This is a genomic window from Spartinivicinus poritis (assembly GCF_028858535.1).
Taxonomy (GTDB): Bacteria; Pseudomonadota; Gammaproteobacteria; order Pseudomonadales; family Zooshikellaceae; genus Spartinivicinus; species Spartinivicinus poritis.
In genome coordinates, this window is record NZ_JAPMOU010000045.1 from 1 (window position 1) to 25,621 (window position 25,621).

Genomic DNA, 25,621 nt, shown 5'->3' on the forward strand with positions numbered 1-25,621 from the left:
AAACAAATAAAAATCCAGCCCCATATTTCAACAGCAAGGCTTTTAAAAGCGGCTAAAAAATCACCTTGAAAGGGCTGATCTATAGAGTTGCAACTTATACAGTTACAAAATACAGTTGCAAAAGTCTGATTGAGAAAAAACAATAGTGTAATTGAACATGTTAAAGTACCAAATTCATCCTGTAACGCCTTTTCAGCAAAATTGTTCATTGGTTATTTGTGAGTCAACCAATAAAGCAGCACTCATTGATCCGGGTGGTGAGGCAGAACGATTAATTACCGCGGTTGCAACAGCTGGCGTGACGTTGGAAAAAATATTATTAACCCATGGCCATCTGGATCATGTAGGCGCTACTCAGCAGATTGCCCGCCATTTTCAAGTGCCTGTTATTGGTCCTCACATTGCGGATAAATTTTGGTTAGATGGTTTACCTGAGCAAAGCCAAATGTTTGGTTTTCCCCTGGTGAAAGCATTTACCCCTGATCAGTGGCTACAGCAAGGCGATCATGTAATGGTGGGGGAGCAGCTTTTTAATGTGCTGCATTGTCCAGGCCATACGCCTGGGCATGTGGTGTTTTATCATCAGCCGGCGTCGCTGGCCTTTGTTGGAGATGTTATTTTTGCTGACTCGATTGGACGAACCGACTTTCCCCAGGGAAATCATGAAGCACTGATCCACTCTATAACACAAGTGTTATTTCCACTAGGTGATGAGGTGGAGTTTATTCCTGGTCATGGCCCTAACTCAACGTTTGGTCAGGAAAAATGCACGAATCCATTTGTCAGTGGACAATTTGGTTAGCCTGTTCTTCTTTATCTTTACTACATCATCTACACAGCCCGTATAAGCTAGCAGCGGGGGGACTCGCAAACTCATGGGGTTCGTCTATTCTAAAATCACCAGCCAGTGATTTTGTCACTATTGAGTAGAAGGTGTAGTAGAGGATGAAAAGCATTCGCATGAAATTAACACTCATTATCATGAGTGTTACTTTAATTCCCCTCATCGTGTTAGCTTCTATATTAGGTTTTCAAAGCTATCAGTCTGCGCGCCAAGCTTTGGAGTATCAGGCTCGTGAACAATTAGTTTCTATTAGGGAAGTAAAGAAACAACAGATAGAGCGGTATTTTGGCACCATTCGTAATCAAGTGCTTAGTTTTGCTAATGACCGAATGATTATTGATGCTATGGCAGAGTTTAAAACCGCCTTTGCCAATTACCGTAGTGAGGCTGGAGAATTAGACATTAGCAAGCTTAAACCTGAGCTCAAGCAATATTATGATGGTGATTATAATAATGAGTATGCCAGCCGAAATAGTGGTGCAAAAAAAGACATTGGCAGTTTATTTAATCAGTTAGATGATGACTCTATAGCATTACAACATGCTTTTATTAAAGCAAACCCAAACCCCTTAGGGGAAAAGGATAGCTTGATAAAGCTCGATGGAAATACTCGTTATGCAGCTGCTCATGCTAAATATCATCCTCATATTCGTGAGTTTCTCCAGCGCTTTGAATATTACGATATTTTTATGGTAGACCCAGAAACAGGTGATATTGTTTATTCTGTTTTTAAAGAATTAGATTATACCACTTCTCTTAAAAGCGGCCCTTATGCTAATTCGGGTATAGGCGAAGCGTTTAAAGGTGTAGTTAATGCCAGTGATCGAAAAGTTCACTTAACGGATTTTGCCAGTTATACACCTTCTTATGAAGACCCAGCCTCATTTATTGCCACTTCTATTTATGATCAAGGTAAAAAACTGGGAGTGTTAATTTTTCAGATGCCGATTGATCGCATTAATTTAATTATGACCCATGAAAAACATTGGAAGGAAACAGGATTAGGAAAATCAGGGGAAACCTATTTAGTAGGTGCTGATTATACCATGCGGAGTATGAGTCGGTTTTTAATTGAGGATGCAAAAGGTTATGAAGCCGCGCTGGTCGCTGCAAAAATCGATCGTAAAGTTATTGATACTATTTTATCCAAGGGAACCACTATAGGGCTACAGCCAGTCAAAACAGCAGGTACCCAAGCGGCGATTGCTGGCAAAAAAGACTTTCAAATTTTTCCTGACTATCGCAATGTGCCAGTGCTGTCTGCTTATAGCCCGTTAGCAATAGAGGGGTTAAATTGGGCAATCATGAGTGAAATTGATGAGTCAGAGGCATTTGAAAAGGCTGATGAACTGCAGGTATTTATTACTCAGGTCAGTTTTGGTGTGGTAGCAGTATTTTCAATACTTGCTTATTTATTGAGTTTATTGGTTTCTAAATTATTTACTTACCCTATCACTAAGTTAGAAGACAATATTTTATCCATTCAACAAGATGCTGATTTAACCAAACAAATAAAGCTGGATGTTAAAGATGAAATAGGTCGAATTGCCAGTGCTGTTAATGGTATGTTGAGTAAGTTTAATCATACGGTAAAACATATTACCAATGCGGTGGTAGATTTACAGCAGTCGGCTAATAAAATGGCTGGTTTAAGTGCAAGTACCGCTGATGGGGTTATGCAACAACAATCTGAATCACAACAAGTGGCAACCGCTTCAACGGAGATGAATGCTACTGCCCAAACAGTCGCCTCCAATGCAGCTTCTGCAGCACAATCTACCGACCGGGCAAACCAGTTGAGTGAAGAGGGTATTCAAATTGCCAATGAAACTAATGTGTCTTCTGAGGCGTTGGTTAAAGAGGTATCAGAAACTGCCAGTACTATGGAGCGAGTAGAAGCAGATAGCGATAAAGTTGGCTCAGTGTTGGATGTGATTCGTAGTATTGCTGAACAAACTAATTTGCTGGCATTAAATGCGGCTATTGAAGCTGCGCGTGCAGGTGAGCAGGGGCGAGGTTTTGCAGTGGTGGCTGATGAAGTAAGAACTTTGGCTCAGCGTACTCAAGATGCTACCCAAGAAATTCAGCAGATGATAGAAAGTCTGCAAACAGGCTCTCGCGAAGCAGTAGCAATGATGAACCGTTCAGTTGAGCGAGCAGCAGGCAATAAGAACCAGGTTGAACGGTTGAGCGAAGCATTAAGTGAAATTAGTCATTCTGTTGCAGAAATTAATGAAATGAATACCCAAATGGCAGCGGCAGCAGAAGAGCAGCAAATGGTAGCCGATGGTATTAATAGCAGTATTGTACGTATTAATGACATTTCTTCGAGTACAGCGAGTGACGCGCAAAGTAGTTTAGATACAGGACAACATGTGGAGCGATTAGCCAAACGATTGGAATCGTTGGTTAGTGAATTTAAAGTGTAAAATAACTATAACAGGATGAGCAATATAATTAGCCGCTGGTATGTTGTCATAGGGTAAGCATTATTTTTGTAGCAGGTGGTATTTTCTGTGTAGCAAGCACTAGCACCTATTTTCTGGCAAGTTTTTTACAACCATAATATACCTACATTAAAAAAAAGCAACGCTGTTAATGGAGAAGACCTAAATGGAGGAGAAACTGTTGTTTTATGTATGTAAATGGGCTACGAAGCTTACTTTCGTAAAAACCGGAAGAGTAACTGCTTCTAAGGACTTTCCATAATCACTCAATTAAATATTTCATTATTCTTGATCTGTTTCATAAACTGAAGAATTATGCCCGGAAAAAAGACGTGGCATCAGTAGAATGCTTTTCACTGATGTAACTAACCAGGGTGATTTTTCACAATGCAAAGCGTAAGCATTGTTTGTCAACAAGTGAAACATATTAATCGCTTGATCATGCCAATCAGGGTCTGGATTGGCCGGTTAAAAAGCATTGGGCGCTTCAAAGCCAGGCAGCGGACGGTGATTGCTTGGTGGCTGGCATTATTGCCCCAGCTTGGAGCTTGCCTCACTTTCCCTTTGCCTGAAAATGGCGACGATGTGATAGGTGATCAACGGATTATTATAACGGCTTATACTGATACCTTCGCTGATTTAGCCTTAAAAGAAGGAGTGGGCTTTTTAGCGTTAATAGCAGCTAACCCAAAAGTGGACGCTTGGGTTCCTGGAGAAGGAACCGAAGTCGTGTTACCAACGCAAATGATATTGCCACCAGGTCCACGTAAAGGCGTTGTTATTAATCTGGCAGAACTCCGGCTTTATTATTATCCGCCCAATGATCCTGTTGTGATGGTTTACCCTATTGGAATTGGCCGTAAGGGGTGGGAAACGCCGTTAGGTAAAACCAGGATTACTCAGAAAAAACCTAACCCTTCCTGGCGGCCTCCTGAGTCAATTCGTCAAGAACGGGCAATGAAGGGTGAGTTTTTGCCTGATGTCATTCCACCAGGCCCTAATAACCCATTAGGCAAATTTGCCTTGCGGTTAGGTTTTCGTGGTAGTTACCTCATTCATGGGACCAACTTGGATTTTGGTGTGGGGATGCGAGTCAGTCATGGTTGTATCCGACTGTTTCCTGATGATATTGAAGAGCTATTTTACTGGGTCGACCGAGGTACGCCTGTTAGGGTGATCCATGAGCCTTATAAAATTGGCAAGCTAAATGGTGAGTTTTATGTGGAAGCCCATGAGCCCCTGTCTGAAAAAAAACAGCATCATCAAGCAGCGCCCTATCGCGCCTTGGAAAGCTGGTTTGAAGTGATTGATGCGCAAAAGGCAACGGTTGATCAGCGAAAGATTTTAGATGTTCTCACTGAACAGCAAGGAATGCCAGTGAAAGTGTCTGCTGACCTAAAGACATCAGCCACAAAAGTAAACCACACATCACCTCATCCTTAATGGCTTGTCATTTATTTTTAAGCACCTCATTGTAGGTGCTTTCTTTTCTCTTTTTTTATACCTCTTTAATAAAAAGATTGCCTTTCTTTTGCTATTAGTTCTTTTGAACGTTTTCCTGAAAGTACGACCACGGTTAATCTGAAAAAGGCTGGATAGGTTTTAGCTGGATGAGTATGTTGCTTGTTGATGTTTATAACAGGAAGTAGAAGAAATTCGGCCTATAAGGCTGTCAGATGATAATAGCGTGGTTTCTGGCAGGGCTTTAAGGCTACCTACTGGTAGCCTTAAAAGTATCACTAACGGGTGCTGATTACTTGCTGTAGTGAGAGCGATTCATACGATCTAGCTTCTCTAAAATCTGATCAGCTTTTGCGTCAGCACTGTTTGCAGTTGACTCAACACGATCTAAGCGATTACTTACGTCATCAAGTTTAGCTTCGATAGCATCAACACGACTGCTAGAAGCACAACCAGTCATAATGGCCATTGTTGTGACAACTAGAGCTGCCTTTAACATTTTAGTGTGCATTTTATGCCCCTTATTCTCGTTGAATTAAGGTAAATGGATACAATCAAATCCTTGGGTATTAATGACTGGTGCCTAAGCACCGACCATGCCTGACGCCCCCGTTAGGCATACAGCTTTTGACCACAAGGTTAAAAGCCACTCAACAACTCAGTATGGACGACAATTAGCATTGCGCAAATTCCAACTAAGCGCCAAGCTCAAGCTTAGGATTTGAGAAGCGCTAGGATAATTAATTTGCCCCGTTTGAAAAGCCAAGCTTTAGGCATTTTTGAAAAAAAATGATGATGAAACACTGTTTTAAATATCGGTCATTAGTATACCTAAGGTCGAATTTTGACCAATTATGATCTGAACGCAGTTATTTTTTATTATGCTGAGTAAGTACTCTAAAATTTCTTAAAAAATGACAACGAGTGTAGTCATTTTCTAATACTAATGTTGTGCTTTATCTGCATGAATAATAAGACTGAACCGGTCTAAAATTGTGTTAAATAAATCTCCTCTGTCTAGCGCTGAGAGCTCTTGCATACTGGCAATGTCTGCTCGATGCAGGTGTAGGTATGGAGCGGTAGTTTTGAATGCTTGCAAATCGCCCTTCAGGATTATAGGAAGGAATGGTGCACCAGTATTTTCCATAAAGGTTTGATTAAGAAACTCAATACCTTTGGTAAGCGAAAAATGTTTTAAACATTCATCTTTATGAATGGGAATACCCAGGTAATATCCATTACGATGTAAGTACTTGCCAGAATATAAAATGATACCTGTATTTTTAATACTATTTGGTGTAATGAATTGATAGGTGTTGTCATAAGCACAGGGGGTTGGCTCAATCATGAGGCGACCACCATCATCAACAGACTCAACATTAAAATGACTGTAGAGTTTGTGGCTTGCTGGGCTGTAAATACAAAAGCTATGTGAGATTTGTAGGAAAAAATCACTGGCTAACTGGCTGTTAGCTAAGTGAGATAAATCCCACATAAGGTCTGGATTATAGGTCGACTCTTGTCGTAATTGTGCTGCCATCATAATTTAAATTTACACGTCAGAAAAATGCATTTCTAAAGTAACACTACTCTGACTAATTATAGTTCATAGTTTCAAATTATGATTACTTTATCGTCATAAATTTGTAGTGATTTGTATACCTTACGCTTTGGGAATATCAGTAACCTGGTTCTTTAGTTGGAATCGTTGCGGCTCATGGGGTTGGCAAGGGGAATCAGGATAATAATCAAACTCAGTATAGAGTGGGTTGACTTTGATATGGCTAAAGCTAACGGTTTGGGCATCTTCTCGATGCATACAAATGGAGTAGGCTGATGCTTTGGGTTGATGACTGCGGTGTAGTTGTAATAAATCCTGACTGGTTAAAGCGCATGACTCATTTTGAGCAGAGGTCGAAGTATTTGAAGAGGTTCTCAGAGCTTCATAGCAAGCAAGGCGGTTAGCTAAAACGGTTTGGGTGGCAACGGAAGAAGAGCTAAAAAAAGGATGTTCAGGCTGCTGTTGTTGAAAGGTTTGGTTATCCCAGTCGAACTGATGAACTAACAGTTGTTTGAGTTGACTTTGGCTGTGCCAGATAGGGGTAAAAATAAATAAACTAAAAGGGCGATATAAATGATAATCAAGCTGCTTTAACCAGTGTTGTTGGGCTTGCCAATCAGTAAAGCTGGCTAACTGATGAACCAACAGGCCGCGGCTTTGTTGCTCTGATGACACTTCCCCTATATCTGCCTGATAGAGGTTAAGTAGCGCGATAATTTGCCCATATTCTGTTGCTGCTAACCAGCTCCCCCCTCCTACTGGATCAATGGGCATTAAGCTAAGGGTGGGGGAGTGATTAATGAGTTGTGGTGGAAGAGCCGCCGCACGGCTTTTTTGCTCATCTCGATTAAAAAAAACTTCGTAGTGGTCGCTATGAACTAGCCAACTTATTGTGCACATTGAATTTAAAACTTTCGCAACTGCTGTTGCTGATATTCTAAAGTAGCAGGGGCTACACCAAAAGCTTCATCAACAGGAATTTTTTTCAGCTTCAGAATAACACTGATTAAGGCGTAATGGTGTACGGCGTGACTGGCACTAAATAAGAGTTCTCGTTGAAAGCTGGTCACACAACTAACTGGAGAGGGGTTCTCAACGACCAAGCTGCGTAAGGTCATGGATTGATTGTCTAACTCCAATAATCGTTTTAGCCATTCTTGTAGGCTAACAATCTGGTTTAAGGCTGCAGCAGGGTTGGATTCTACTTCGGTACCTCGTTTACGTTGATCATAATCCAGCACACTGCCTGGTTCCCAGTTTTGTAAGTGGGTGTAATGATCAAGCACATGACGAATATGCTGGCCTATGGAGCTGTTTAAGGGGGCTGCTGGGGTCTGGTAGTCATCAATGGACAACTGTTGGATTAGGCTAAATGCCTGGTTTAATACGGCAAGACTACCTTGAATTGTTGCCTTCATAGCACTCCTTGAGACAGTTGAATATTGCTTTAAAGTGATGACTCCACATATTGCTATTAACAAAATGTGTATTAAAAAATTAAATTTTAGTGTGTTTGCTTCTCAAGGCCATTAATTAGCATAGTGTCTAATCAATGTGATGATCAGCTTAGTGTTGCCCGCCAGCTTAACTACCGAGACCTAAAAATGAGACAAAATATTTCAACTAATGGCACATTTTGTATGGGCTTGTATGGGCGGCTAATAGTTCATGCATAAATAGGTAGTTACCTTATTTTGTACATGCATCACTCTAGTCTAGCTTTGTTTAGCACCTTCAACGAGGGTACTAGCCAAGCAGTCCTGTGGTTATAGCTAAAATTGCATATAATAACTCACTACTTTCATAACTCTGTGAAATAATTTGCATATTAGTTTGGTCTGTATAACTAGTGAGTCATTTGAGGTTACTACTCATAGACAGTTTTAAAGTGAATACCTATTGTTGGCACAGGTAATTTGAAGGTTTGTTTCCATGCTAGAAACATTGTTAGCTATCTCTCAGCAGCCGCTGACACTTGCTATCTTGCTCGTGCTGATCAGTTATTTACTAGAAGATGTAGCAATTATTTTAGCGGCATTGTTAGCATTGGATGGTTATCTTCCTATCAGTTGGGGTATGACAGCTGCATTTATTGGAATCTGGAGTGGTGATTTAGGCTTATATGGGCTAGGGCGTTTAGCTCGTCGTTATCAATGGGCGCAACGGTATGTTGCAAACCACCCTAGAGTGAAGCAATTTGGCAGTTGGCTGTCTGACCAGCTATTAGTGAAAATTTTAATTTGTCGTTTAATGCCCGGATTACGTTTTCCCGGTTATGTGGCTTGTGGGTTATATCAATTGTCATTGGCGACCTTTTGTCTGGCAATTTCACTAGCTACTCTGGCATGGACCGTATTGATATTTGCTGGCTTTTATTTATTTGGTGAGCTATTTGAAGGCTGGTTTGAACAAGCAAAATGGGGGTTGATTCCGATAGCGCTACTATTGATTTGGTGGTCGCGCCGGAAATCCCAACAAGCGATAATTAAGGAGCTAGTTTCGTGACGAATGCGCCGGTTTATGAAAATGCCCTCATTGAGCAAGCCGTTAATCCTACCTTTGCGAATCGTCCGGTGCACCCTGGGATGCCTCCCTTGGATTTATCAGGCAAAGCGGTATCATTTTTTGAATTTTGGCCTACTCAGCTTGTGTATTTACCAGTCGTAGTGCAATGGTTACTACTGGCGATTAGATACCGTTCGCTTAATTTACCGCTCATTGCTAACCCAAACATTCCATTGGGTGGTATGGTAGGTGAGGCGAAAAGTGATGTATTTAAATTAGCTAAAAGGGATGCAAAACAATTTATTGCGCCAGCTATTTCTTTTGTCACTGATAAAAAAAATACGGCAAGAGAACAGGCCGCTCGGGCAGTTGACATGTTGGCTAGTCAAGGAATGCAATTACCGTTAATTGCCAAGCCGGATATTGGCTGTCGAGGGGTTGGGGTACGAATTGTCCGGGACCAACAGCAGTTAGCGGATTATATAGAGGGTTTTCCCAACCAGGCCAGTTTGATTTTACAGGAGTTGGTTCCTTATGAAGCTGAAGCTGGCATATTTTATATCCGCTATCCAGGAGAAGAACAAGGGCAGATTTTTTCTATTACCTTAAAGTATGCACCTTATGTTTTTGGTAATGGCACGGATAATTTACGAACGTTAATTGAAACAGACCCTCGTGCAAGTAAAATTGCGCATCTTTATTTGGCTAGGCATCAGCAGCACCTTGATAAAATATTACCTAAGGGACAACCCTTTCGCTTAGCATTTGCTGGAAGTCATAGCCGTGGCTCTATTTTTCGGGATGGTAAACAGTTAATCACCCCTGAATTAACAGCTAAGCTGGATGAAATAACCAAGGATATTGATGAGTTCTATTATGGTCGACTGGATGTACGTTTTAAAGATGCTGAGTTACTTAAACAAGGCCGTGATTTTAAAATTGTCGAAATAAACGGGGCCAGTAGTGAGGCAACCCATATCTGGGATCGTGGTGCTAGCCTAAAAGATGTCTATAAAGCCCTTTTTTATCAATATAAAACCTTGTTTGAAATAGGCGCGATTAATCGGCAACGAGGCTTTAAAACACCAAGCCTGAAAGCGTTATGGCAAGCCTATAAAAAAGAAAAAATGCTGGTAGCTAATTATCCGGCGACTGAATAATTATTTTTTTCAGACATGAGCTATTTTTAGGATAGGTATGTACTCACAGCGAAGGATAATTTAGGCGAGGCCATCGAGTGATGAGGTCCCAGGAGTTTAGATAAACTAAATGACTGGGGTGAAGACAGTTTATTGCTCCTGCATAAACTGCATTCACACCATCCTTGGTGCTTAACGACGATAACAAAGCCTAAAAATCATTCGCGAAGAGTAGGTTTTATCAATGCAAAGAGAGGTAACGGCATGAAACGATGGCTAATTGTGCTTTTTAGTTTATGGGTTAATTCTGCTCTGGCAGGGGATGCTATTTACACTGGATTTTTTAGTAATAAAGCGGTAAGTGGCTATGATACAGTGGCCTATTTCACCCAAGGAAAACCAGTAAAAGGTAAAAGTCAGTATAAGTATACCTATCAAGGTGCCGACTGGTTTTTTGCTAGTCAAGAACATCTTGATTTGTTTAAACAAAGCCCAGAAAAATATGCTCCTCAATATGGTGGATTTTGCGCATGGGCAGTAGCAGCAAAAAACGCACGTGCTTCAGCTGACCCTAAAAACTGGAAAATTGTAGATGGTAAGCTGTATCTAAACTACGATGATAATGTACAACAAAAGTGGCTCCAAGATATCCCTGGCTTTATTGTAGAAGGTGATAAAAACTGGCCTAAACTACTCACCGAATAAAACTACCCCTCGAGCAGACATCAACAGGCTTTAGCTCGAATATTAAGCATCATTGATATTTGATGAGCTATTCGAGCTAACACTAAAATTTGTTAATTCACATTAAGTTATACCTTAACAGTGGTTCACTAGTCACAAAAAATCACTAGTCATATTAGTAGCAGCCTCTCAAGTGAGAACTGTTTAGCCAATAGCCTGCTAATACACTGTCAATCAGTTGGAATATTTTATGAAACGTCATTACATCAAATGGTTACTATGTGGATATATTGCTTTCATATTTGTGCAATCTTTATTTTTTAAATTCTCAGATGCCTATGAGACACAACATATTTTTGGTGTGTTAGGTGAATGGTCAGGCTTACAGTGGTTTGCAGATTTTGGTGCATATGGGGTGGGTATCGCAGAACTGATTGCGTCGATTATGTTATTTATCCCAGCCATTAGGCTTTTAGGAGCTGGGCTGGCAGCAGGAATAATGTCTGGAGCGATCTTTTTTCACCTGTTTACGCCATTAGGTATATCTATGCCAGAATTTAATGTCCAGGGAGAAGTGATTGGTAATGATGGTGGTTTACTATTTATTAATGCATGTATCGTATTTACTTGCGCCATTATTGTTGCGATCTGGGAATGGGTTGGAGGCAACCATCTGTTTGCCAAGCATTGATAACTGTTGTATGGATAGCGACCTGTTTGATCGCAAGTTGCTCTCCAGGGGGGAGAAATCATGACGCAGCAAGTGACGCCTTTTCAGTTACCTAAGTTGACTCGGCTGGGAATTGTTGAAGGTGTATTAGAGCGCCTGTCAGGGCTACGTTATTTAGATACGCTTTATCAGCGTCGCCATCAGCAATTACAATCTTCTGACCCTGCTGCATTTGCAGGCTATACCCTTGATGCCTTAGGGGTAGATTACAGCGTGGTGGAAGGACAGATTGAGAATATCCCCTATCAAGGTGCTGGGATCGTAGTAGCTAACCACCCGTTTGGTGCGATTGAAGGGGTGATCTTAGCGCATTTGCTACTGCGCTATCGACCTGATGTAAAGATTATGGCTAATCATTGGTTGCAGCAAATCCCAGAGCTAGCAGACGCTTTTATTGGTGTGGATGTGTTTGCCACGGCTGACAGCCAACGACGTAACCGCAAAGGGTTAAAAGCGGCTTTAGACTGGGTTCGTCAAGGCGGCTTGTTAATGATATTCCCAGCAGGAGAGGTGTCTACGTTTAACTTCAGAGAGCAGCAAGTCGTTGATCGGCCGTGGAACCGCTTAGTGGCTACTATTATGCGGCGAACCCAGGCACCTGTGACCCCGATTTATATTTCGGGCAAAAACAGTTGGCTGTTTCATGCGGCAGGAATGATAAATGCTAATTTACGCACGGGCTTGTTGGTCCGCGAAATGATTAACAAAAAAAATCGCACCATTGAATTACACATTGGCCAGCAAATTCCCTTTAAAGAGGTTACTGCGCTGGATTCTGATCAGGCGCTGACTGAGTATTTGCGAATGAATACTTATTTATTAGCCCATACTCATGCCCGTGCTACCCAAACGGATAAGCAGCCCACTTATAGCCCTCAGCCGATTGCTCAGCCACAAACTAAAGCGGCTTTAGCACACAATGTGGCGGCGCTGCCTGATAGTTGTTTACTGATTGATAATGGGGAATTTAAAGTCTATTGTGCTTCAGCCGATCAGCTACCGACTGTTTTGCCAGAAATTGGCCGGTTACGTGAGTTAACTTTTCGAGCGGTTGGTGAGGGCACTGGGGAGTCAGTTGATCTTGATGAGTATGACCAACACTACTTGCATCTGTTTATTTGGTTTCCAGAACAGCAGACTATCGTTGGTGCATATCGGCTTGGTCGGTTAGACCAATTGTTAGAAAAACAAGGGATGGCATGCCTTTATACGCGTAGTTTATTCAAATTCGATCAGCGGTTTTTGAGTAAACTGGGGCGGGCCTTGGAAGTGGGGCGTTCGTTTGTTTGTGCTGAATACCAAAAAAGCTTGGCTCCCCTGTTTTTATTATGGAAAGGTATCGCTACCTATGTAGCGTCTAACCCTCAATATAAAACATTGTTTGGCCCTGTCAGTATCAGTAGTGATTATCAAGAATTTTCTCGTCATTTAATGGCTCGTTGTTTGTCTGCTTTCCATAAACATGAGGATATGGCGGAATTTGTTAAGCCAACTAACCCGTTACCCAAATATAAGTCAAACTGCTGGCAACCGGGCTTACTAAAAGGGCTGGCCGATATTCAGCAATTATCTAAGTTAATTACCCGTATTGAGGGAGATAAAGGCATTCCTGTTTTACTCAGGCAATACCTGAAATTAAATGGCCAATTGGTTTGCTTTAATGTAGATAAAGATTTTAATGATGCACTGGATGGTTTGATTATTGTAGATTTACTGGCAGTACCAGAAAAAACCTTACAACGATACATGGGCAAAACGGGCATTCGCCAGTTTTATGATTATCATCAGCGTTTATCCCAAGTCAGCTAATATCGAAATCTAGTTTCTAATTGTGCTCACAGGGTCTGTTGACAGGCCTTGTGCTGATTCTCTTCCGGCTCCACGCCTATTCACCCTTGAACTTTCCTCATACACTGTTAGCTGCGACTGCTACAATTAGTGGAATCTGTCAGACAGTAAAATAGATTAAGTGACTATAGATTAAATTGCTATAAATTAAGTTACCTATGCATAGCATGTGCCGCATTACAGCAGTAATTAGTCGGTGGCTGTGGCTACTGCTACTCTTATCTTTTTTGTTAGCCTGCAAACCGCCTCAGACTCACCTTCGAGTAGGTACGACGGTGGAGATTGGTCATGAGACGTTATTTCTTGCCCGTGAACTGGGGTATTTTGATCAAGCACCTATTCACTTAGTTGAGTTAACTTCCCAAAGCCAGGTAATGAACGCACTACGGTCTGAAACCATTGAAGCAGCCATTCTTTCCCTGGATGAAGTGATTAAATTACTGCAGTCAGAACTAGCAGTAAAAGTGGTATTAGTATTATCCATTTCTCATGGAGCAAATGCATTAGTCACTCAACCGTCTATTAAACAAATAGCTGATTTAAAAGGGCGACGCATTGGCTCCAGCCAAAATGCAGAAAGTATTTGGCTGCTTGAGCAAGCATTAGTGAAGGCGGGAGTTGATTTTAAAGAAATTAGTTTAATCCCCATTCACCAAAATGAGCATATTAATGCTTATAACCGCAATTTAGTGGATGGAATAGTAACCTTTGAGCCATTGCTTTCTCGATTAGAGCGGCTTGGCGCTACTGTGCAGTTTGATAGTGCGCAAATGGCTAGCAAGATAATGCAAGTACTGGTGATTCGGGAAAATGTAATTGACCAATACCAGCAGTCTATTGAGCAATTATTAGCAGGCTATTTTAACGCGGTGGAGTACCTTACTTATAATCAACGGCATGCCATTAATTTAATTGCACCCCGTATGACAATTTCCACTAGTACCATTGAGCAACTTTATAAAAAAATAAAAATAATGGGGTTGGAAGACAATCAACGCTTACTGATTGGTGAGCCGCCAATCGTCAGACTCACGGTTGAATCCCTACAAAGGGTTATGTTAAGCCATGGGTTAAGTCAGAGAATTTTACTGATTGATCAAGTTATTGATAGTCGATGGCTAGGGACCACTGATGATGTTCACTAGTGCCCGATTGTTATCATTACGCTTGCTCATTCCCCTGTTTGTGATGGTTTTATTCGGTATTTTAATTACTGGCATTTTATTGTGGAATGCTCGTGAGGCACTGGATCAGAAAGAAGAAGAGGTTTTAGGCCAGGTTAAGCGAGAAATCACCTTACTGCAGCAAAAAATGTCAGAAGCATTTGTTGATGGTGATTGGCGGGAAGCAGAAGAGTTTTTAGTCTATTTTGGTATTTATCCTGAATTTAATAGTTTAGCGCTGGTAACACCCAGTAAAGAAATTTTGTATGCCACACGTTTTGCCTGGAAAGATCAACTAGTGGTATCAGTATTACCCAACTTTGATATTAGTCAGTTCGCCATGGTCCAACTGCAATATAAGCCAGTTTATGTAAAAAATGACAAAAAACGGCTGCTGCAAGGGTATGTACCGGTTGAGTTGGGGTTACGGGACCATGAATTGCGCTCCAATCATTTAGCGGTATTGTATGTAGAGTATGACTTAAACCAGCTCCATCAAGAGGTTTGGTATAACTTTTGGACGCATGCTGTCGTGTTATTGTTAGCAGGGCTGTTGACAGCACTGGCATTGTTATGGGGGTTATCTTATTGGGTTATTCATCCGATCAAAGTGTTAGTAGAGGCTGCAAAGCGAGTGGGTAAGGGCAACTATGATGTTCATGTACAATTAAATGAAAGTCGAGAATTTAATAAGCTGGGGCGCACCTTAAATTTGTTGGCTCATGAAGTGCGCCGGAATATGACAGAATTAGCTGAGCGAAAAATCAGATTTGACGATTTTTTACAATCTGGACTGATCGGAATGGCAATTATTAAGCCCAATATGCATTGGCAAGAATTTAATAATCGCTTATGCGAAATTCTTCATTATCAACCAGAACAAATGATGGAGCAGGACTGGTTTGAGTTAACCCATCCTGATGACAGAGAAACAGAGCGTCAATTATTGCGCAAAGTATTAGCAGGAGAGTGGGAAAGTTATACCTTAGACAAACGCATGTGTTGTAGTGATGATGAGGTGGTTTATGTCTCAGTGAATACTAAATGTGTTCGGGCATTATCAGGTAAGCCAGATTATTTTGTGGTATTTGCGCAAGATATTACTGAGCGAAAAAACTCTGAAATTGCCCTAATGGAAGAGCAGGCATTATTTAACACAATTCTAGATAATATTGTAGATGGAATCGCGGTATGTAACCGAGAAGGCATTTTAACATTATTTAATAAAAGCTTACAGAATAACTATGGCCTGCTTTTTAAACGACTGCCACCAGAAAAGTGGCTAGAGCATTACCCGGTGTATCAGGCTGATGGAAAAACACCAATGGAATTAAGTCAGTTGCCGTTATTTCGGGCTTTGCATGGTGAACAGGTCAATGATTTAGAGATGGTTTTTTCTGGAGATAATCAGCAACCCATTGTGGTATTGGCCAGTAGTAATCCACTGATTAATGCAGCAGGAAAAAAATTAGGAGCAGTTGCCTCTTATCATAATATTACCCAGCGGGTCCATGCTGAATCGGAAATGCGGTTGGCTGCTATTGCGTTTGAAACACACGAAGCGATCATGATTACTGATCATCAGCATAAAATTTTGCGGGTTAACAATGCATTTACTGAAATTACTGGCTATGACAGTGAAGAGGTAATTGGCTGTAGTCCAAATATATTATCATCTGGTCAACATGATGATCAGTTTTTTCAAGCGATTAATAAAGCCCTGGCAGAGCAAGGCTATTGGGAGGGGGAAATTTGGAATCGACGAAAAAATAGAGAAATATATCCACAATGGGAAACGATTACAGCAGTAAAAAATAAATATGATCAAATAACCCATTATGTATCAACATTTGAAGATTTAACGGAGCGTTTGAAGTCTGAGGCAGAAATTCAGCGCTTGGCATTTTTTGATAGTTTAACGGGGCTACCTAATCGTCGCTATTTGGATGAACAATTACAGAGTGAGTGTTTAAAATCCTTAAGCACGCGTTTAGTGGGGGCTTTACTGATAGTTGATTTAGACCACTTTAAAACCATTAATGATTCTCGCGGCCACCAAATTGGTGATGAGCTATTAAAACAAGTGGCAGAACGTTTAACGTTAGTTATGGAAGAAGATCATACCCTCGCCAGACAAGGAGGAGATGAATTTGTCATTTTATTGGAAGGTTTTTCAACCGACAGTGATTATGCTGTCCAACAGGTAACTGAATTAGCGATTGGCTTACTGGAACAGCTGCATAACCCTTTTATTATTGAAGGCGAGAACTTTCATATTACAGGCAGCATTGGTATAGCGACCTATCCCTTTACTGCTGATAATCCCATTGACTTAATGAAGCGAGCTGATGCGGCACTCCACCGTGCGAAGGAGGCCGGGCGTAATACGATTCAGTTTTTCTCAGATGATATGCAACAAGAGGCAGATAAGCGCTTACAGTTGCATAATGAGTTGCGCCAAGCGGTCGAAACGGAGCAATTAATTTTATATTTTCAGCCTCAAGTGTCGGTTAATGAGGGGCATGTGGTGGGTGCTGAAGTATTAGTGAGATGGCTGCACCCAGAGCGAGGGATTGTCTCACCAGTTGATTTCATTCCGTATGCTGAAGAAACAGGACTTATTTACCCATTAGGTATGTGGGTTATTCGACAAATGTGTCAGCTGGTTCATTTTTGGCAAGCTGAGTCTACAGGATGCTCCGTAGAACACTTCTCGGTTAATATTAGCCCTTATCAGTTTTATCACCCTGACTTTATTTCGGAAGTGATTAATATTCTTGAGTTAACTCAGGTACCAGGTCATTGTTTAATGTTTGAAATAACTGAAGGGCTGGTATTGGATAATTTGCAAGATACTGTACAGAAAATGGAAAAACTTAGAGAGTTAGGGATTCGTTTTTCAATCGATGATTTTGGTACGGGGTATTCTTCGTTAAGTTATTTACGTAAGCTTCCTTTAGATGAGCTGAAGGTGGACAAGTCATTTATCGACCAGGTATTGCATGACAGTAGTAATCAAGTCATTGTGGAGACCATTATTTCCATGGCTCGGCATTTACAGCTCAAAATTGTGGCAGAAGGGGTCGAGACATCAGGGCAGCTTGATTTTTTAAGGGAACATCAGTGTGACTTATACCAGGGCTATTATTTTTCACCGCCTTTGCCCTATGCAGAATTTCGGCAGCGCTGTGCGAAAGAGATTAAGCCAATTGAACAAGAGTAAGCCACTCTAATGAGCTTACTCTTGATAGTAATCGGTTAAACGCCGGTTGCTAAATCCCTTAATACGGCTTGTACACTGTCTTTAGCATCACCAAATAACATCCGAGCATTGTCCTTAACGAACAAGGGGTTCGCTACCCCGGCATAACCAGATGCCATTGAGCGCTTTAATACAACCACTTTTCTTGCCTTCCACACTTCTAACACTGGCATGCCAGCAATGGGGGAACTTGGTTTTTCGACAGCATCTGGATTAACGGTGTCGTTGGCGCCAATCACTAATACCACATCTGTTTCTGCAAAATCGCTGTTAATTTCATTCATATCCAGAACAATATCATAAGGCACATCAGCTTCTGCCAGTAATACATTCATGTGGCCAGGTAGCCGACCTGCTACAGGGTGAATGCCAAAACGGACACTTTTTCCTTGTTTGCGGAGTTTTTCAGTCAACTCACTAACGGCCATTTGGGCATGGGCAACAGCCATGCCGAAGCCTGGCACAATAATGATATTTTTGGCTTCCGCCAGGTAATCTGCTACCTCAGCATGGCTAATGGATACAGGATCACCCTGGTCATTTTCAACACTGGCAACCATAGCCCCTTCATCGGTACCAAAGCCACCTAAAATGACACTGATAAAGGAGCGGTTCATACCACGACACATGATGTAACTCAAAATAGCACCCGATGAGCCAACCAACGCACCAGTGACAATCAATAGGTTGTTTGCCAGCATAAACCCTGTCGCGGCAGCCGCCCAGCCTGAATAACTGTTCAGCATTGAAATGACCACTGGCATGTCAGCGCCACCGATGGCAGCAACCAGATGAATACCGACCAGTAATGCAATAATGGTCATAATCAATAAATAAAATGTGCTGGCACCACTGTAACCAGCTGGCACGAACTCCATGCCCAGCCAGATAGTAATCAGCAGTGCGCCCAGGTTGAGTAAGTGACGAAAGGGAAGCATTAAGGGTTTGCCCGAAATGGTGCCCTGTAACTTTCCAAAGGCGACAATTGAGCCAGTAAAGGTGATAGCACCAATAAAAATACCTAAATAAAGCTCTATGTTATGAATAACATGTGCCGCACCGCTCAATGTGGCTTTATCTGATACCAAATAGCCTGACCAGCCTATTAACACAGCAGCTAAACCAACAAAGCTGTGTAATAAAGCAACCATTTGAGGCATTGCAGTCATTTGTACTTTTTTGGCTAATATAAACCCTATTGAAGAGCCAACTAACATGGCGAAGATAATCAGGCCATAAGACTCAACGTAAGCACTCATAGCCGTTGCCAAAATAGCAACAGCCATACCAATCATGCCGTATATATTGCCGCGCTTGGCGGTTTCCTGGGCACTTAAACCACCTAGGCTTAAAATAAACATCACGGCCGCAAATAAGTAGGCCATTGCAATCATTCCAGTCATTTTTATCGCCTCCTGGTTATTTGCGGAACATTTTTAACATGCGGTGGGTAACAAAAAAGCCACCTGCAATATTAATAGTGGCAATGAGTACAGATACAAATGCTAGGAAAGTAACGACACCTGACCCTGAGCCGGTAATTTGTAATAAGGCGCCTATGACTACAATACCTGAAATAGCATTGGTGACGCTCATTAAGGGGGTGTGCAACGAGTGGCTGACATTCCAGATGACTTGCCAGCCAATAAAAATGGATAAGATAAACACAGTAAAGTGGGTAACAAACTCTGGAGGGGCTGACTTACCAATGCCTAATAAGCACAAGCCGGCCACCAACCAAAAGGCAATCAATTGTTTGGTGTTGGTTTTTTTATCTTGATTTTTATTAACGGCGGGTTGTGCGGGTACCGCTGTTGATGGCTGTGCTTGTGGTTGAGCGGTTACTGGAGGGGGCGCAGTTGGTTGTATGGGGGGAGGGGGCCAGGTAATGTTCCCTTCTTTAACGACAGTAGTTGCCCGAATCACTTCATCATCAAAGTTAACGTTAATGGTGCCATCTTTTTCAGGGCTTAATTCCGACAGTAGATGTACTAAGTTAGTGGCATATAATGTTGATGACTGGGTAGGTGAAAGGCTAGGTAAATTAGTGTAGCCAATGATGGTAACACCGTGCTTGACGACTTTTTTTTCTGGCTCGGTTAATTCACAGTTGCCGCCTTGCTGAGAGGCCAAATCAACAATGACGGACCCCTCTTTCATTGTCTCTACCATATCCGCTAGCCATAATTTAGGCGCTGGCTTACCAGGAATGAGGGCGGTAGTAATCACAATATCAACATCTTTTGCCTGCTCTCTAAACAAGGCCATTTCCGCATCAATAAAGGCTTGGGACATTTCTTTGGCATAGCCACCACTACCACTGCCATCTTCTTCGATTTCAACCGTTAAAAACTCTCCGCCTAGAGACTCCACCTGCTCTTTAACAATAGGGCGAGTATCAAATGCTTTGACGATAGCTCCCATACTTTTTGCAGTGCCTACAGCAGCTAGCCCGGCAACGCCTGCACCAATTACTAAGATTTTGGCTGGTGGAATTTTGCCTGCGGCGGTAATTTGCCCGGTAAAAAACCGACCAAAATTATGAGCAGCTTCTATGACTGCACGATAACCGGCAATATTGGCCATAGAACTCAGCACATCAAGTTTTTGAGCCCTGGAGATTCTAGGTACGCAGTCAATCGCAAGGGTATTAATTTGTTTATCAGCTAAAGTGGCTAGGTAATCTTCATTTTGTGCGGGAGAAATAAAACAAATAAGGGTGGTATTCGGTTTTATATGGCTTAATTCGTCAGCAGAGGGGGCTTCTACTTTTAGAATGATGTTGGCATTAGCTAATAGTTTGGCGTGATCACTCTCAAGAGTAGCGCCTGCTGTTTCGTATTGGTTGTCAGGAAACTTAGCAGCAGCACCGGCATTACTTTCAATGGAAACACTAAAACCCATTTGAATAAGCTGTTGAACACTGGCGGGCGTAGCTGCCACCCTGGACTCCAGTGGGTTGGACTCCTTTGGTATGGCAATGTGCATGATGTTTTACTCCTTCCTAATGATGGACGACTGAGAATAGTTGCTGCGCTTGTTATTTTTTTGAGTAATACGACACTATTTTGACATACTTATCAGGCAAACAGGGTTACAAACGACTTACGTTTTTATAACGGTAAGATGTCTTTCATGTGTCGTTTTTAAGCAAACAGGTGTATATGTTTCACCGATAGACAAATTTATACCTAATTTCCGAAGAATTGAAATGGCTATTTGCGACACCCTTTTAGGGTATAAACATTAGAGGTAGGGCTGACTGCATCAGTTGATTTATTAATTTGATTGGCTGTCTGCATCATAAAAGCCACTGGCGAGTTGTTGAAATAAGCGAGAGTAGGTGCCGTTTTGTTTAATGATCTTTAAGCCTTGATTAAATTGCTTGACCAGTTGTTCATTGTTGGATAACTTTTTATTAATAATTAAAGAATACTCACGGGTTTGAATGACTTTAGGGGCACTAGTAATTAATGTGCTTTGTTGCGGTGAATATTGGGTGCGTAAATAATATTGACCAACCTGCTTGGCTTGAGGTATCGCATCAATACGGTGCCCAAGTAATCGATTAAATAAATCAAAGTAATTGCCAGCACGTTCTAAGCGTAAAATCCCTTTTTGTTCGGCTTTTTCAAAGAAGGGATAAGCTGTATGCTGAGTGCCACCAATCACTTGTCCTTTTAAGTCGTCTACATGTTGCCAGCCTTGGAGTGGGGTGCTTTTTAAATGGAACAATACTTCTTCATCTTTTACAACAGGGTCTGAATAGATAAAGTGGTTGGCGCGTTCAGGGGTGTATATCCAAACCAATGTACCATGCCAGGTTTGGTTGATACCTTTGCCAGTCAGAGCATACTGATAGGCGCGTGACCAGGGGAAGAAACTATAGTGTACTTTAATACCAACACTAGAGAAGGCTTTACTCACAATATGAGAAGCAAAGCCATGATGGGGTAGTGCCTGACCAAGGTAAGGTGGCCATTCGCCATTGGTTAAATTGACCGTAGTAATGGTAGCTTTTTCAGCAAAGCTTTGAGTCGAATGTAACCATAGGGTTATAGTAAATATATAGGGCTTCAGCATCCATAGTCGGCACACTAGAAGTTTATACTTATGCCTTAAGTCTAATCGTCTTTGGGGCAACATATGACAGTCTGTACCAGTAAATCTCTGTTGCTATTAATTGTATATACGTTAACTATTTTACCAATCTATACAGTATATGTAGAAAGTGTTTTAAGTTGTGAGTTAACGATATTTGGTAATTCTAATAAACCACCTAAAAACTACCTAGATCAACAGGGTAAGCCTCAAGGGATCTTAGTGGATATGATGTCTTATCTAGGTGAGAAAATGGATTGTAAATTTAACATTCGGCTTTACCCTTGGAAGCGGGCTTATAAGTATGCGCTCGCCGGGGAAGGTGGAATTATCGGTTTTTCAAAGAACTCTCAGCGGCTTAAACTATTTGATTACTCTGAGGTTATGTATTATGACGATATGATTTTGGTGACTACCCAACGAGGTAAGTTTGATTATCAGTCGATTAAAGATCTTCGCGGAAAAACCTTAAGTGTTACTTTGGGGTCAAGCTTTGGAGATGAATATGATAATGCCGTTGCTAGTAAGCTATTTAGTGTACGAGCAGCTCCCTTTCCAGAGGATCGGTTATTGCAGTTATTATCAGGCCAAGTTGATGTCGTGTTACTAGGGCCTGGAAAGCTTGGCTTACACGCAGCGATTGCTCAAAATGAAAAGCTGAAACAACAGCAAAATCAATTTGTCATTTTACCCAAGCCTTTTAAGCGAGATCCTAACTTTTTAGGTATTGCAAAAACCTTGAACAGGCAGCCATTTATTAAGCGCTTTAATCAAGCATTACATGAGGGGGTTAACTCAGGTAAGTTTAATGACATTCTATTGCGTTATTTAACTGAAAAATAAAGAGTGAGCCCCCTATCAGCTAGCAACTTCTGTACCTATTGATTCTCCCTTATTTTTTACTGTTACTTTAAAATAATGAGTTACCATTTTTTTTCGATCTTATGATGTTTTTTTGTAAAGCAGTGCTAGACTTGAAATCAGCTTATAGTTTATGTAGTTGCTGCTGAAGGGGTTTAACCATGAAAGCACTAATTGGTTTGATTTTTACTGTATTAGCTTTACCAGTATGGGCAGACCCAACCCAAGGAATCACCTATATTACGGAAGAATTTCCACCCTATAACTTTAAAGGGGAAGGCGGTGAAGCGGTTGGGATGAACACTGATATATTAGTGGCTATGTTAGAAAAACTGAAAAGTAGTCAGGCACGAAAAGATATTAAAATTCAGCCTTGGGTGCGTGGTTATCGAACTACCCAGGAACCAGGTAATTTAAATGTGCTCTACTCAACTACCCGCACGAAAAAAAGAGAGGGTTTATTTAAGTGGGTAGGTCCATTATCCAAAGGATCAAATGATTTAATTGTGCTTAAAGGTAATCCAAAGAAAGTAATGGTCAACTCGCCTGAGGACTATAAAAAGTTTAAATATGCAGCCATTCGTGATGATTTAGGTGAATTGTTACTGAAAGAGAAAGGCGTGCCTAAAAAGAATATTTCTCAATCTACAAACTTTTTTGCAATGATTAAAAAATTGCAAGATGGTAAGGTTGATGCCATTTCTTATAATGGTACGGTAGCCAAATGGTTGATAAAAAAAGAAGGGTTAAGTCCAGCCGATTTTGAAAGTGCAGTATCGACACCAATTGGAGAGCATTATTTTGCTTTCAACAAAACCATTGATGATGAAGTGGTCAAAGCTCACCAGAAAGCACTGGAAGAGGTGATGGCAGATACTACTTTTGTTCAATCTGTGCAAGATAAGTACTTGAAATAAAATGTCTATACACATGGTATGGAGTTGCTACACAACTGTTAGTACTGTAATTGAATGCCCTTAGTGATAAGGGCATTTATTTTTGTAAGTATGATCTAGGTGTTAGGGATGACTAATTTAGTGATATTTAATTTTTTGCATGATGTATAGACTCAATATACTAGTTTAGATACCGAATACGAAGAGTATACTGCTTATAAAGGGTAATGAATAAGGTAGATAAGGGGAAATCTCAAGTAGTAATGAGTTTTGCTTGCAATAAACAGCATTTAAATAATACTATGGTATTCAATGGTACGTAAAAAGTACTGCCCATAAAATAACTCGCGACTGGTATAAACATAATAGCTATCAATATAAAGTGAGGGCGTAGTAAAATGGCAGTCAAGCTAAAACGACACAGTAGTTATGTCGCTATCTTTTTGAGTTTTTTGCTCTTGTTTTCTTCAATGCTCTCTGTAGCTGAAGTTACCCCTAATTTTAGAGTCATCTTGCTTACTGAAAATTATCCTCCCTATAACATGAGTGTAGATGACAAGAACTTCGCCAGGGGGGATAATGTTGATGGTTTGGCCACTGATATTGTCCGGGAAATGTTTAAACGAGCTGGCGTTAAGTATTCATTAAGCCTTCGTTTTCCCTGGAAACGAATTTTCGAACTAACGGTTCAAAAAAGACGGTACGGACTTTTCTCCACATCTCGCACCCCGGAAAGAGAAGATCTTTTTAAGTGGGTAGGGCCTATTGCTTCCAGTGACTGGGTGTTTATGACCTTAAAGGATAAGCCTATCAAAATTAACAATCTGGATGAAGCGAGACCTTATCGTATAGGGGGCTACAAGGGTGATGCTAAAGCAAAATACTTGGAGTCACAAAACTTTAAGTTGCACTTGTCCTTTAGAGATAATGAAAACATTAAGAAATTGCAAGCAGGTAAAATAGACCTTTGGGCAACAGGTGATTTATCAGGTCGTTATTTAGCTGCCCAAGACAATTTTAGAGACCTGAAAAAAGTATTTACCTTTAAGAAAAGCCAACTGTATTTAGCGATGAATAAAGAAACACCTAATGCAGTTATAGAAGCGTTACAAAAGGCATTAGATTCTATGGAAGAGGACGGTACTAAAGAAAAAATTACCAATGACTACTTATAAGTCAGTTAACTGAAAAATTATTATATGTATTCACCAAAAGCAGGGATGCTATCATTTCACTCATTCCCAAACCTATTTGCCTTAAGTGGTATTTACAGTTATACGTCGAAAGCACTATGATCGTGAGATTTTCTTAACACGAAACATAGTGACTGCATGAATAAAGCAATTGTCTCCTGGAGTGGTGGTAAAGATAGCTGTCTTGCCTTATCTCAGGCGTTACAGCAAGGATATGAAATTGTTGCTTTATTGGTAATGATGAATGATCAAGCCCCTTTTTCCAGGTCGAATGGGGTATCTAAAGCCGTCCTCCTCCAGCAAGCCCAGATGATGAATATTCCCATTTCTTTTGTGTATTCATCCTGGGCTGACTACGAGACTTCACTAGTTTCAGGCCTAAAAGAATTAAAGCAACAATACCAGACAACTACTTGTATATTTGGTGATATTGATATTATTGAACACCGCCAGTTTGAAGAAAAAATCACCAAAGCAGCATGTATGACTGCTCACCTGCCACTATGGGGGCAAGCCCGAACAGCTGTATCAAGTGCCATTATCGCTGCAGGTATTAAAGCCAAACTATCCGTAGTAAGAACCAAAGTAATGTCAGGTGATTTTTTAGGAATAGATTATCATCAACTGCCGTTTAACCAGCTTGAAGCAATGAATATTGATGTGTGTGGTGAAAATGGAGAGTTTCACACCATTGTGTATGACGCACCATTCTTTAGTAGGCCGATTGAGTTAGGGGTTAAGGAAAGGCATACGATTGATGATGTGGAGTTGTGTGAGTTTGTTGTCCTTAAAGAGTCAGTAAGGGTGTAGAACTATGACTACTTTATTCCAAGCTTTTATATATTCCTAAACAAATGGTATATTTGGCTAGTATAGTATTATAAATCCTTGAAAATAAAATTTAATGTTATATATTCACCAAGTAA

General features: G+C 41.0%; 21 protein-coding genes. 14 read left to right on the top strand and 7 right to left on the bottom strand.

Going from position 1 to position 25,621, the window contains the following annotated elements:
* Positions 1-157 precede the first annotated feature (157 nt).
* The 3 genes from ORQ98_RS23135 (at position 158) to ORQ98_RS23145 (ending at position 4,734) form a co-directional block, all read left to right on the top strand.
* A complete protein-coding gene (locus tag ORQ98_RS23135; protein ID WP_274691187.1) occupies positions 158-802 on the top strand; it encodes an MBL fold metallo-hydrolase in 645 nt (214 codons plus the stop codon).
* A gap of 143 nt (positions 803-945) precedes the next feature.
* Positions 946-3,273, top strand: a complete 2,328-nt coding sequence (locus ORQ98_RS23140; protein WP_274691188.1) for a methyl-accepting chemotaxis protein — start codon at positions 946-948, stop codon at positions 3,271-3,273.
* Positions 3,274-3,678: 405 nt separating this feature from the next.
* Positions 3,679-4,734 carry a L,D-transpeptidase family protein gene (locus ORQ98_RS23145; protein WP_274691189.1) on the top strand — a complete coding sequence of 352 codons (1,056 nt, stop codon included), beginning with the start codon at positions 3,679-3,681 and terminating at the stop codon, positions 4,732-4,734.
* Positions 4,735-5,044: 310 nt separating this feature from the next.
* On the opposite strand, the gene ORQ98_RS23150 is transcribed toward ORQ98_RS23145, so the two are convergent.
* The 4 genes from ORQ98_RS23150 to ORQ98_RS23165 form a co-directional block, all read right to left on the bottom strand.
* Positions 5,045-5,263 carry a hypothetical protein gene (locus tag ORQ98_RS23150; protein WP_274691190.1) on the bottom strand — a complete coding sequence of 73 codons (219 nt, stop codon included), beginning with the start codon at positions 5,261-5,263 and terminating at the stop codon, positions 5,045-5,047.
* Positions 5,264-5,695: 432 nt separating this feature from the next.
* Positions 5,696-6,295: a hypothetical protein gene (locus tag ORQ98_RS23155; protein WP_274691191.1), complete on the bottom strand. Its 600-nt coding sequence runs from the start codon at positions 6,293-6,295 to the stop codon at positions 5,696-5,698.
* A 120-nt stretch (positions 6,296-6,415) separates the two neighbouring features.
* Positions 6,416-7,213, bottom strand: a complete 798-nt coding sequence (locus ORQ98_RS23160) for an NRDE family protein (RefSeq protein ID WP_274691192.1) — start codon at positions 7,211-7,213, stop codon at positions 6,416-6,418.
* Between the two features lie 5 nt (positions 7,214-7,218).
* Positions 7,219-7,731 carry a DinB family protein gene (locus ORQ98_RS23165; RefSeq protein ID WP_274691193.1) on the bottom strand — a complete coding sequence of 171 codons (513 nt, stop codon included), beginning with the start codon at positions 7,729-7,731 and terminating at the stop codon, positions 7,219-7,221.
* Between the two features lie 514 nt (positions 7,732-8,245).
* Here ORQ98_RS23165 and ORQ98_RS23170 point away from each other — a divergent pair.
* From ORQ98_RS23170 to ORQ98_RS23200, 7 genes are all read left to right on the top strand, one after another.
* On the top strand, positions 8,246-8,818 hold the full coding sequence (locus tag ORQ98_RS23170) for a DedA family protein (RefSeq protein ID WP_274691194.1): 573 nt from the start codon (positions 8,246-8,248) through the stop codon (positions 8,816-8,818).
* Positions 8,815-9,978, top strand: coding sequence for an ATP-grasp domain-containing protein (locus tag ORQ98_RS23175; protein WP_274691195.1), 1,164 nt, complete (start codon positions 8,815-8,817; stop codon positions 9,976-9,978). Before ORQ98_RS23170 ends, ORQ98_RS23175 begins: the two co-directional genes overlap by 4 nt.
* 243 nt (positions 9,979-10,221) lie before the next feature.
* Positions 10,222-10,662, top strand: a complete 441-nt coding sequence (locus tag ORQ98_RS23180) for a YHS domain-containing (seleno)protein (RefSeq protein WP_274691196.1) — start codon at positions 10,222-10,224, stop codon at positions 10,660-10,662.
* Positions 10,663-10,891: 229 nt separating this feature from the next.
* Positions 10,892-11,332 carry a hypothetical protein gene (locus ORQ98_RS23185; RefSeq protein WP_274691197.1) on the top strand — a complete coding sequence of 147 codons (441 nt, stop codon included), beginning with the start codon at positions 10,892-10,894 and terminating at the stop codon, positions 11,330-11,332.
* Between the two features lie 60 nt (positions 11,333-11,392).
* Positions 11,393-13,180 carry a bifunctional lysophospholipid acyltransferase family protein/GNAT family N-acetyltransferase gene (locus ORQ98_RS23190; protein WP_274691198.1) on the top strand — a complete coding sequence of 596 codons (1,788 nt, stop codon included), beginning with the start codon at positions 11,393-11,395 and terminating at the stop codon, positions 13,178-13,180.
* A 206-nt stretch (positions 13,181-13,386) separates the two neighbouring features.
* Complete coding sequence (locus ORQ98_RS23195; protein ID WP_274691214.1) at positions 13,387-14,364, top strand: ABC transporter substrate-binding protein; 978 nt, start codon at positions 13,387-13,389, stop codon at positions 14,362-14,364.
* Positions 14,351-17,605, top strand: a complete 3,255-nt coding sequence (locus ORQ98_RS23200; protein WP_274691199.1) for a bifunctional diguanylate cyclase/phosphodiesterase — start codon at positions 14,351-14,353, stop codon at positions 17,603-17,605. Before ORQ98_RS23195 ends, ORQ98_RS23200 begins: the two co-directional genes overlap by 14 nt.
* A gap of 35 nt (positions 17,606-17,640) precedes the next feature.
* Here the strand turns inward: ORQ98_RS23200 and pntB are convergent, their stop codons facing one another.
* From pntB to ORQ98_RS23215, 3 genes are all read right to left on the bottom strand, one after another.
* On the bottom strand, positions 17,641-19,047 hold the full coding sequence (gene pntB / locus ORQ98_RS23205) for a Re/Si-specific NAD(P)(+) transhydrogenase subunit beta (protein WP_274691200.1): 1,407 nt from the start codon (positions 19,045-19,047) through the stop codon (positions 17,641-17,643).
* Positions 19,048-19,063: 16 nt separating this feature from the next.
* Positions 19,064-20,632 (bottom strand): Re/Si-specific NAD(P)(+) transhydrogenase subunit alpha, encoded by a 1,569-nt coding sequence (locus tag ORQ98_RS23210; protein WP_274691201.1) that lies wholly within the window; start codon positions 20,630-20,632, stop codon positions 19,064-19,066.
* A gap of 291 nt (positions 20,633-20,923) precedes the next feature.
* The gene (locus tag ORQ98_RS23215; RefSeq protein ID WP_274691202.1) at positions 20,924-21,727 is read right to left on the bottom strand and encodes a substrate-binding periplasmic protein; all 804 of its coding nucleotides are present in this window, start codon (positions 21,725-21,727) and stop codon (positions 20,924-20,926) included.
* 63 nt (positions 21,728-21,790) lie between these two features.
* Here ORQ98_RS23215 and ORQ98_RS23220 point away from each other — a divergent pair, with 63 nt between their 5' ends.
* The 4 genes from ORQ98_RS23220 to ORQ98_RS23235 all read left to right on the top strand — a co-directional run bounded on the left by ORQ98_RS23220 (position 21,791) and on the right by ORQ98_RS23235 (position 25,505).
* Positions 21,791-22,588 (top strand): substrate-binding periplasmic protein, encoded by a 798-nt coding sequence (locus tag ORQ98_RS23220; RefSeq protein ID WP_274691203.1) that lies wholly within the window; start codon positions 21,791-21,793, stop codon positions 22,586-22,588.
* A gap of 179 nt (positions 22,589-22,767) precedes the next feature.
* Positions 22,768-23,523, top strand: a complete 756-nt coding sequence (locus tag ORQ98_RS23225; RefSeq protein ID WP_274691204.1) for a substrate-binding periplasmic protein — start codon at positions 22,768-22,770, stop codon at positions 23,521-23,523.
* Positions 23,524-23,900: 377 nt separating this feature from the next.
* A complete protein-coding gene (locus ORQ98_RS23230) occupies positions 23,901-24,677 on the top strand; it encodes a substrate-binding periplasmic protein (RefSeq protein ID WP_274691205.1) in 777 nt (258 codons plus the stop codon).
* A gap of 156 nt (positions 24,678-24,833) precedes the next feature.
* Positions 24,834-25,505, top strand: coding sequence for a Dph6-related ATP pyrophosphatase (locus ORQ98_RS23235; protein WP_274691206.1), 672 nt, complete (start codon positions 24,834-24,836; stop codon positions 25,503-25,505).
* Positions 25,506-25,621: the final 116 nt, after the last annotated feature.

Excerpts from the sequence above, each read along its gene's own strand:
- ORQ98_RS23135 (WP_274691187.1), top strand. The coding sequence starts at position 158 with ATGTTAAAGTACCAAATTCATCCTGTAACGCCTTTTCAGCAAAATTGT.
- ORQ98_RS23140 (WP_274691188.1), top strand. The coding sequence starts at position 946 with ATGAAAAGCATTCGCATGAAATTAACACTCATTATCATGAGTGTTACT.
- ORQ98_RS23145 (WP_274691189.1), top strand. The coding sequence starts at position 3,679 with ATGCAAAGCGTAAGCATTGTTTGTCAACAAGTGAAACATATTAATCGC.
- ORQ98_RS23150 (WP_274691190.1), bottom strand. The coding sequence starts at position 5,263 with ATGCACACTAAAATGTTAAAGGCAGCTCTAGTTGTCACAACAATGGCC.
- ORQ98_RS23155 (WP_274691191.1), bottom strand. The coding sequence starts at position 6,295 with ATGATGGCAGCACAATTACGACAAGAGTCGACCTATAATCCAGACCTT.
- ORQ98_RS23160 (WP_274691192.1), bottom strand. The coding sequence starts at position 7,213 with ATGTGCACAATAAGTTGGCTAGTTCATAGCGACCACTACGAAGTTTTT.
- ORQ98_RS23165 (WP_274691193.1), bottom strand. The coding sequence starts at position 7,731 with ATGAAGGCAACAATTCAAGGTAGTCTTGCCGTATTAAACCAGGCATTT.
- ORQ98_RS23170 (WP_274691194.1), top strand. The coding sequence starts at position 8,246 with ATGCTAGAAACATTGTTAGCTATCTCTCAGCAGCCGCTGACACTTGCT.
- ORQ98_RS23180 (WP_274691196.1), top strand. The coding sequence starts at position 10,222 with ATGAAACGATGGCTAATTGTGCTTTTTAGTTTATGGGTTAATTCTGCT.
- ORQ98_RS23185 (WP_274691197.1), top strand. The coding sequence starts at position 10,892 with ATGAAACGTCATTACATCAAATGGTTACTATGTGGATATATTGCTTTC.
- ORQ98_RS23190 (WP_274691198.1), top strand. The coding sequence starts at position 11,393 with ATGACGCAGCAAGTGACGCCTTTTCAGTTACCTAAGTTGACTCGGCTG.
- ORQ98_RS23195 (WP_274691214.1), top strand. The coding sequence starts at position 13,387 with ATGTGCCGCATTACAGCAGTAATTAGTCGGTGGCTGTGGCTACTGCTA.
- ORQ98_RS23200 (WP_274691199.1), top strand. The coding sequence starts at position 14,351 with ATGATGTTCACTAGTGCCCGATTGTTATCATTACGCTTGCTCATTCCC.
- pntB (WP_274691200.1), bottom strand. The coding sequence starts at position 19,047 with ATGACTGGAATGATTGCAATGGCCTACTTATTTGCGGCCGTGATGTTT.
- ORQ98_RS23210 (WP_274691201.1), bottom strand. The coding sequence starts at position 20,632 with ATGCACATTGCCATACCAAAGGAGTCCAACCCACTGGAGTCCAGGGTG.
- ORQ98_RS23215 (WP_274691202.1), bottom strand. The coding sequence starts at position 21,727 with ATGCTGAAGCCCTATATATTTACTATAACCCTATGGTTACATTCGACT.
- ORQ98_RS23220 (WP_274691203.1), top strand. The coding sequence starts at position 21,791 with ATGACAGTCTGTACCAGTAAATCTCTGTTGCTATTAATTGTATATACG.
- ORQ98_RS23225 (WP_274691204.1), top strand. The coding sequence starts at position 22,768 with ATGAAAGCACTAATTGGTTTGATTTTTACTGTATTAGCTTTACCAGTA.
- ORQ98_RS23230 (WP_274691205.1), top strand. The coding sequence starts at position 23,901 with ATGGCAGTCAAGCTAAAACGACACAGTAGTTATGTCGCTATCTTTTTG.
- ORQ98_RS23235 (WP_274691206.1), top strand. The coding sequence starts at position 24,834 with ATGAATAAAGCAATTGTCTCCTGGAGTGGTGGTAAAGATAGCTGTCTT.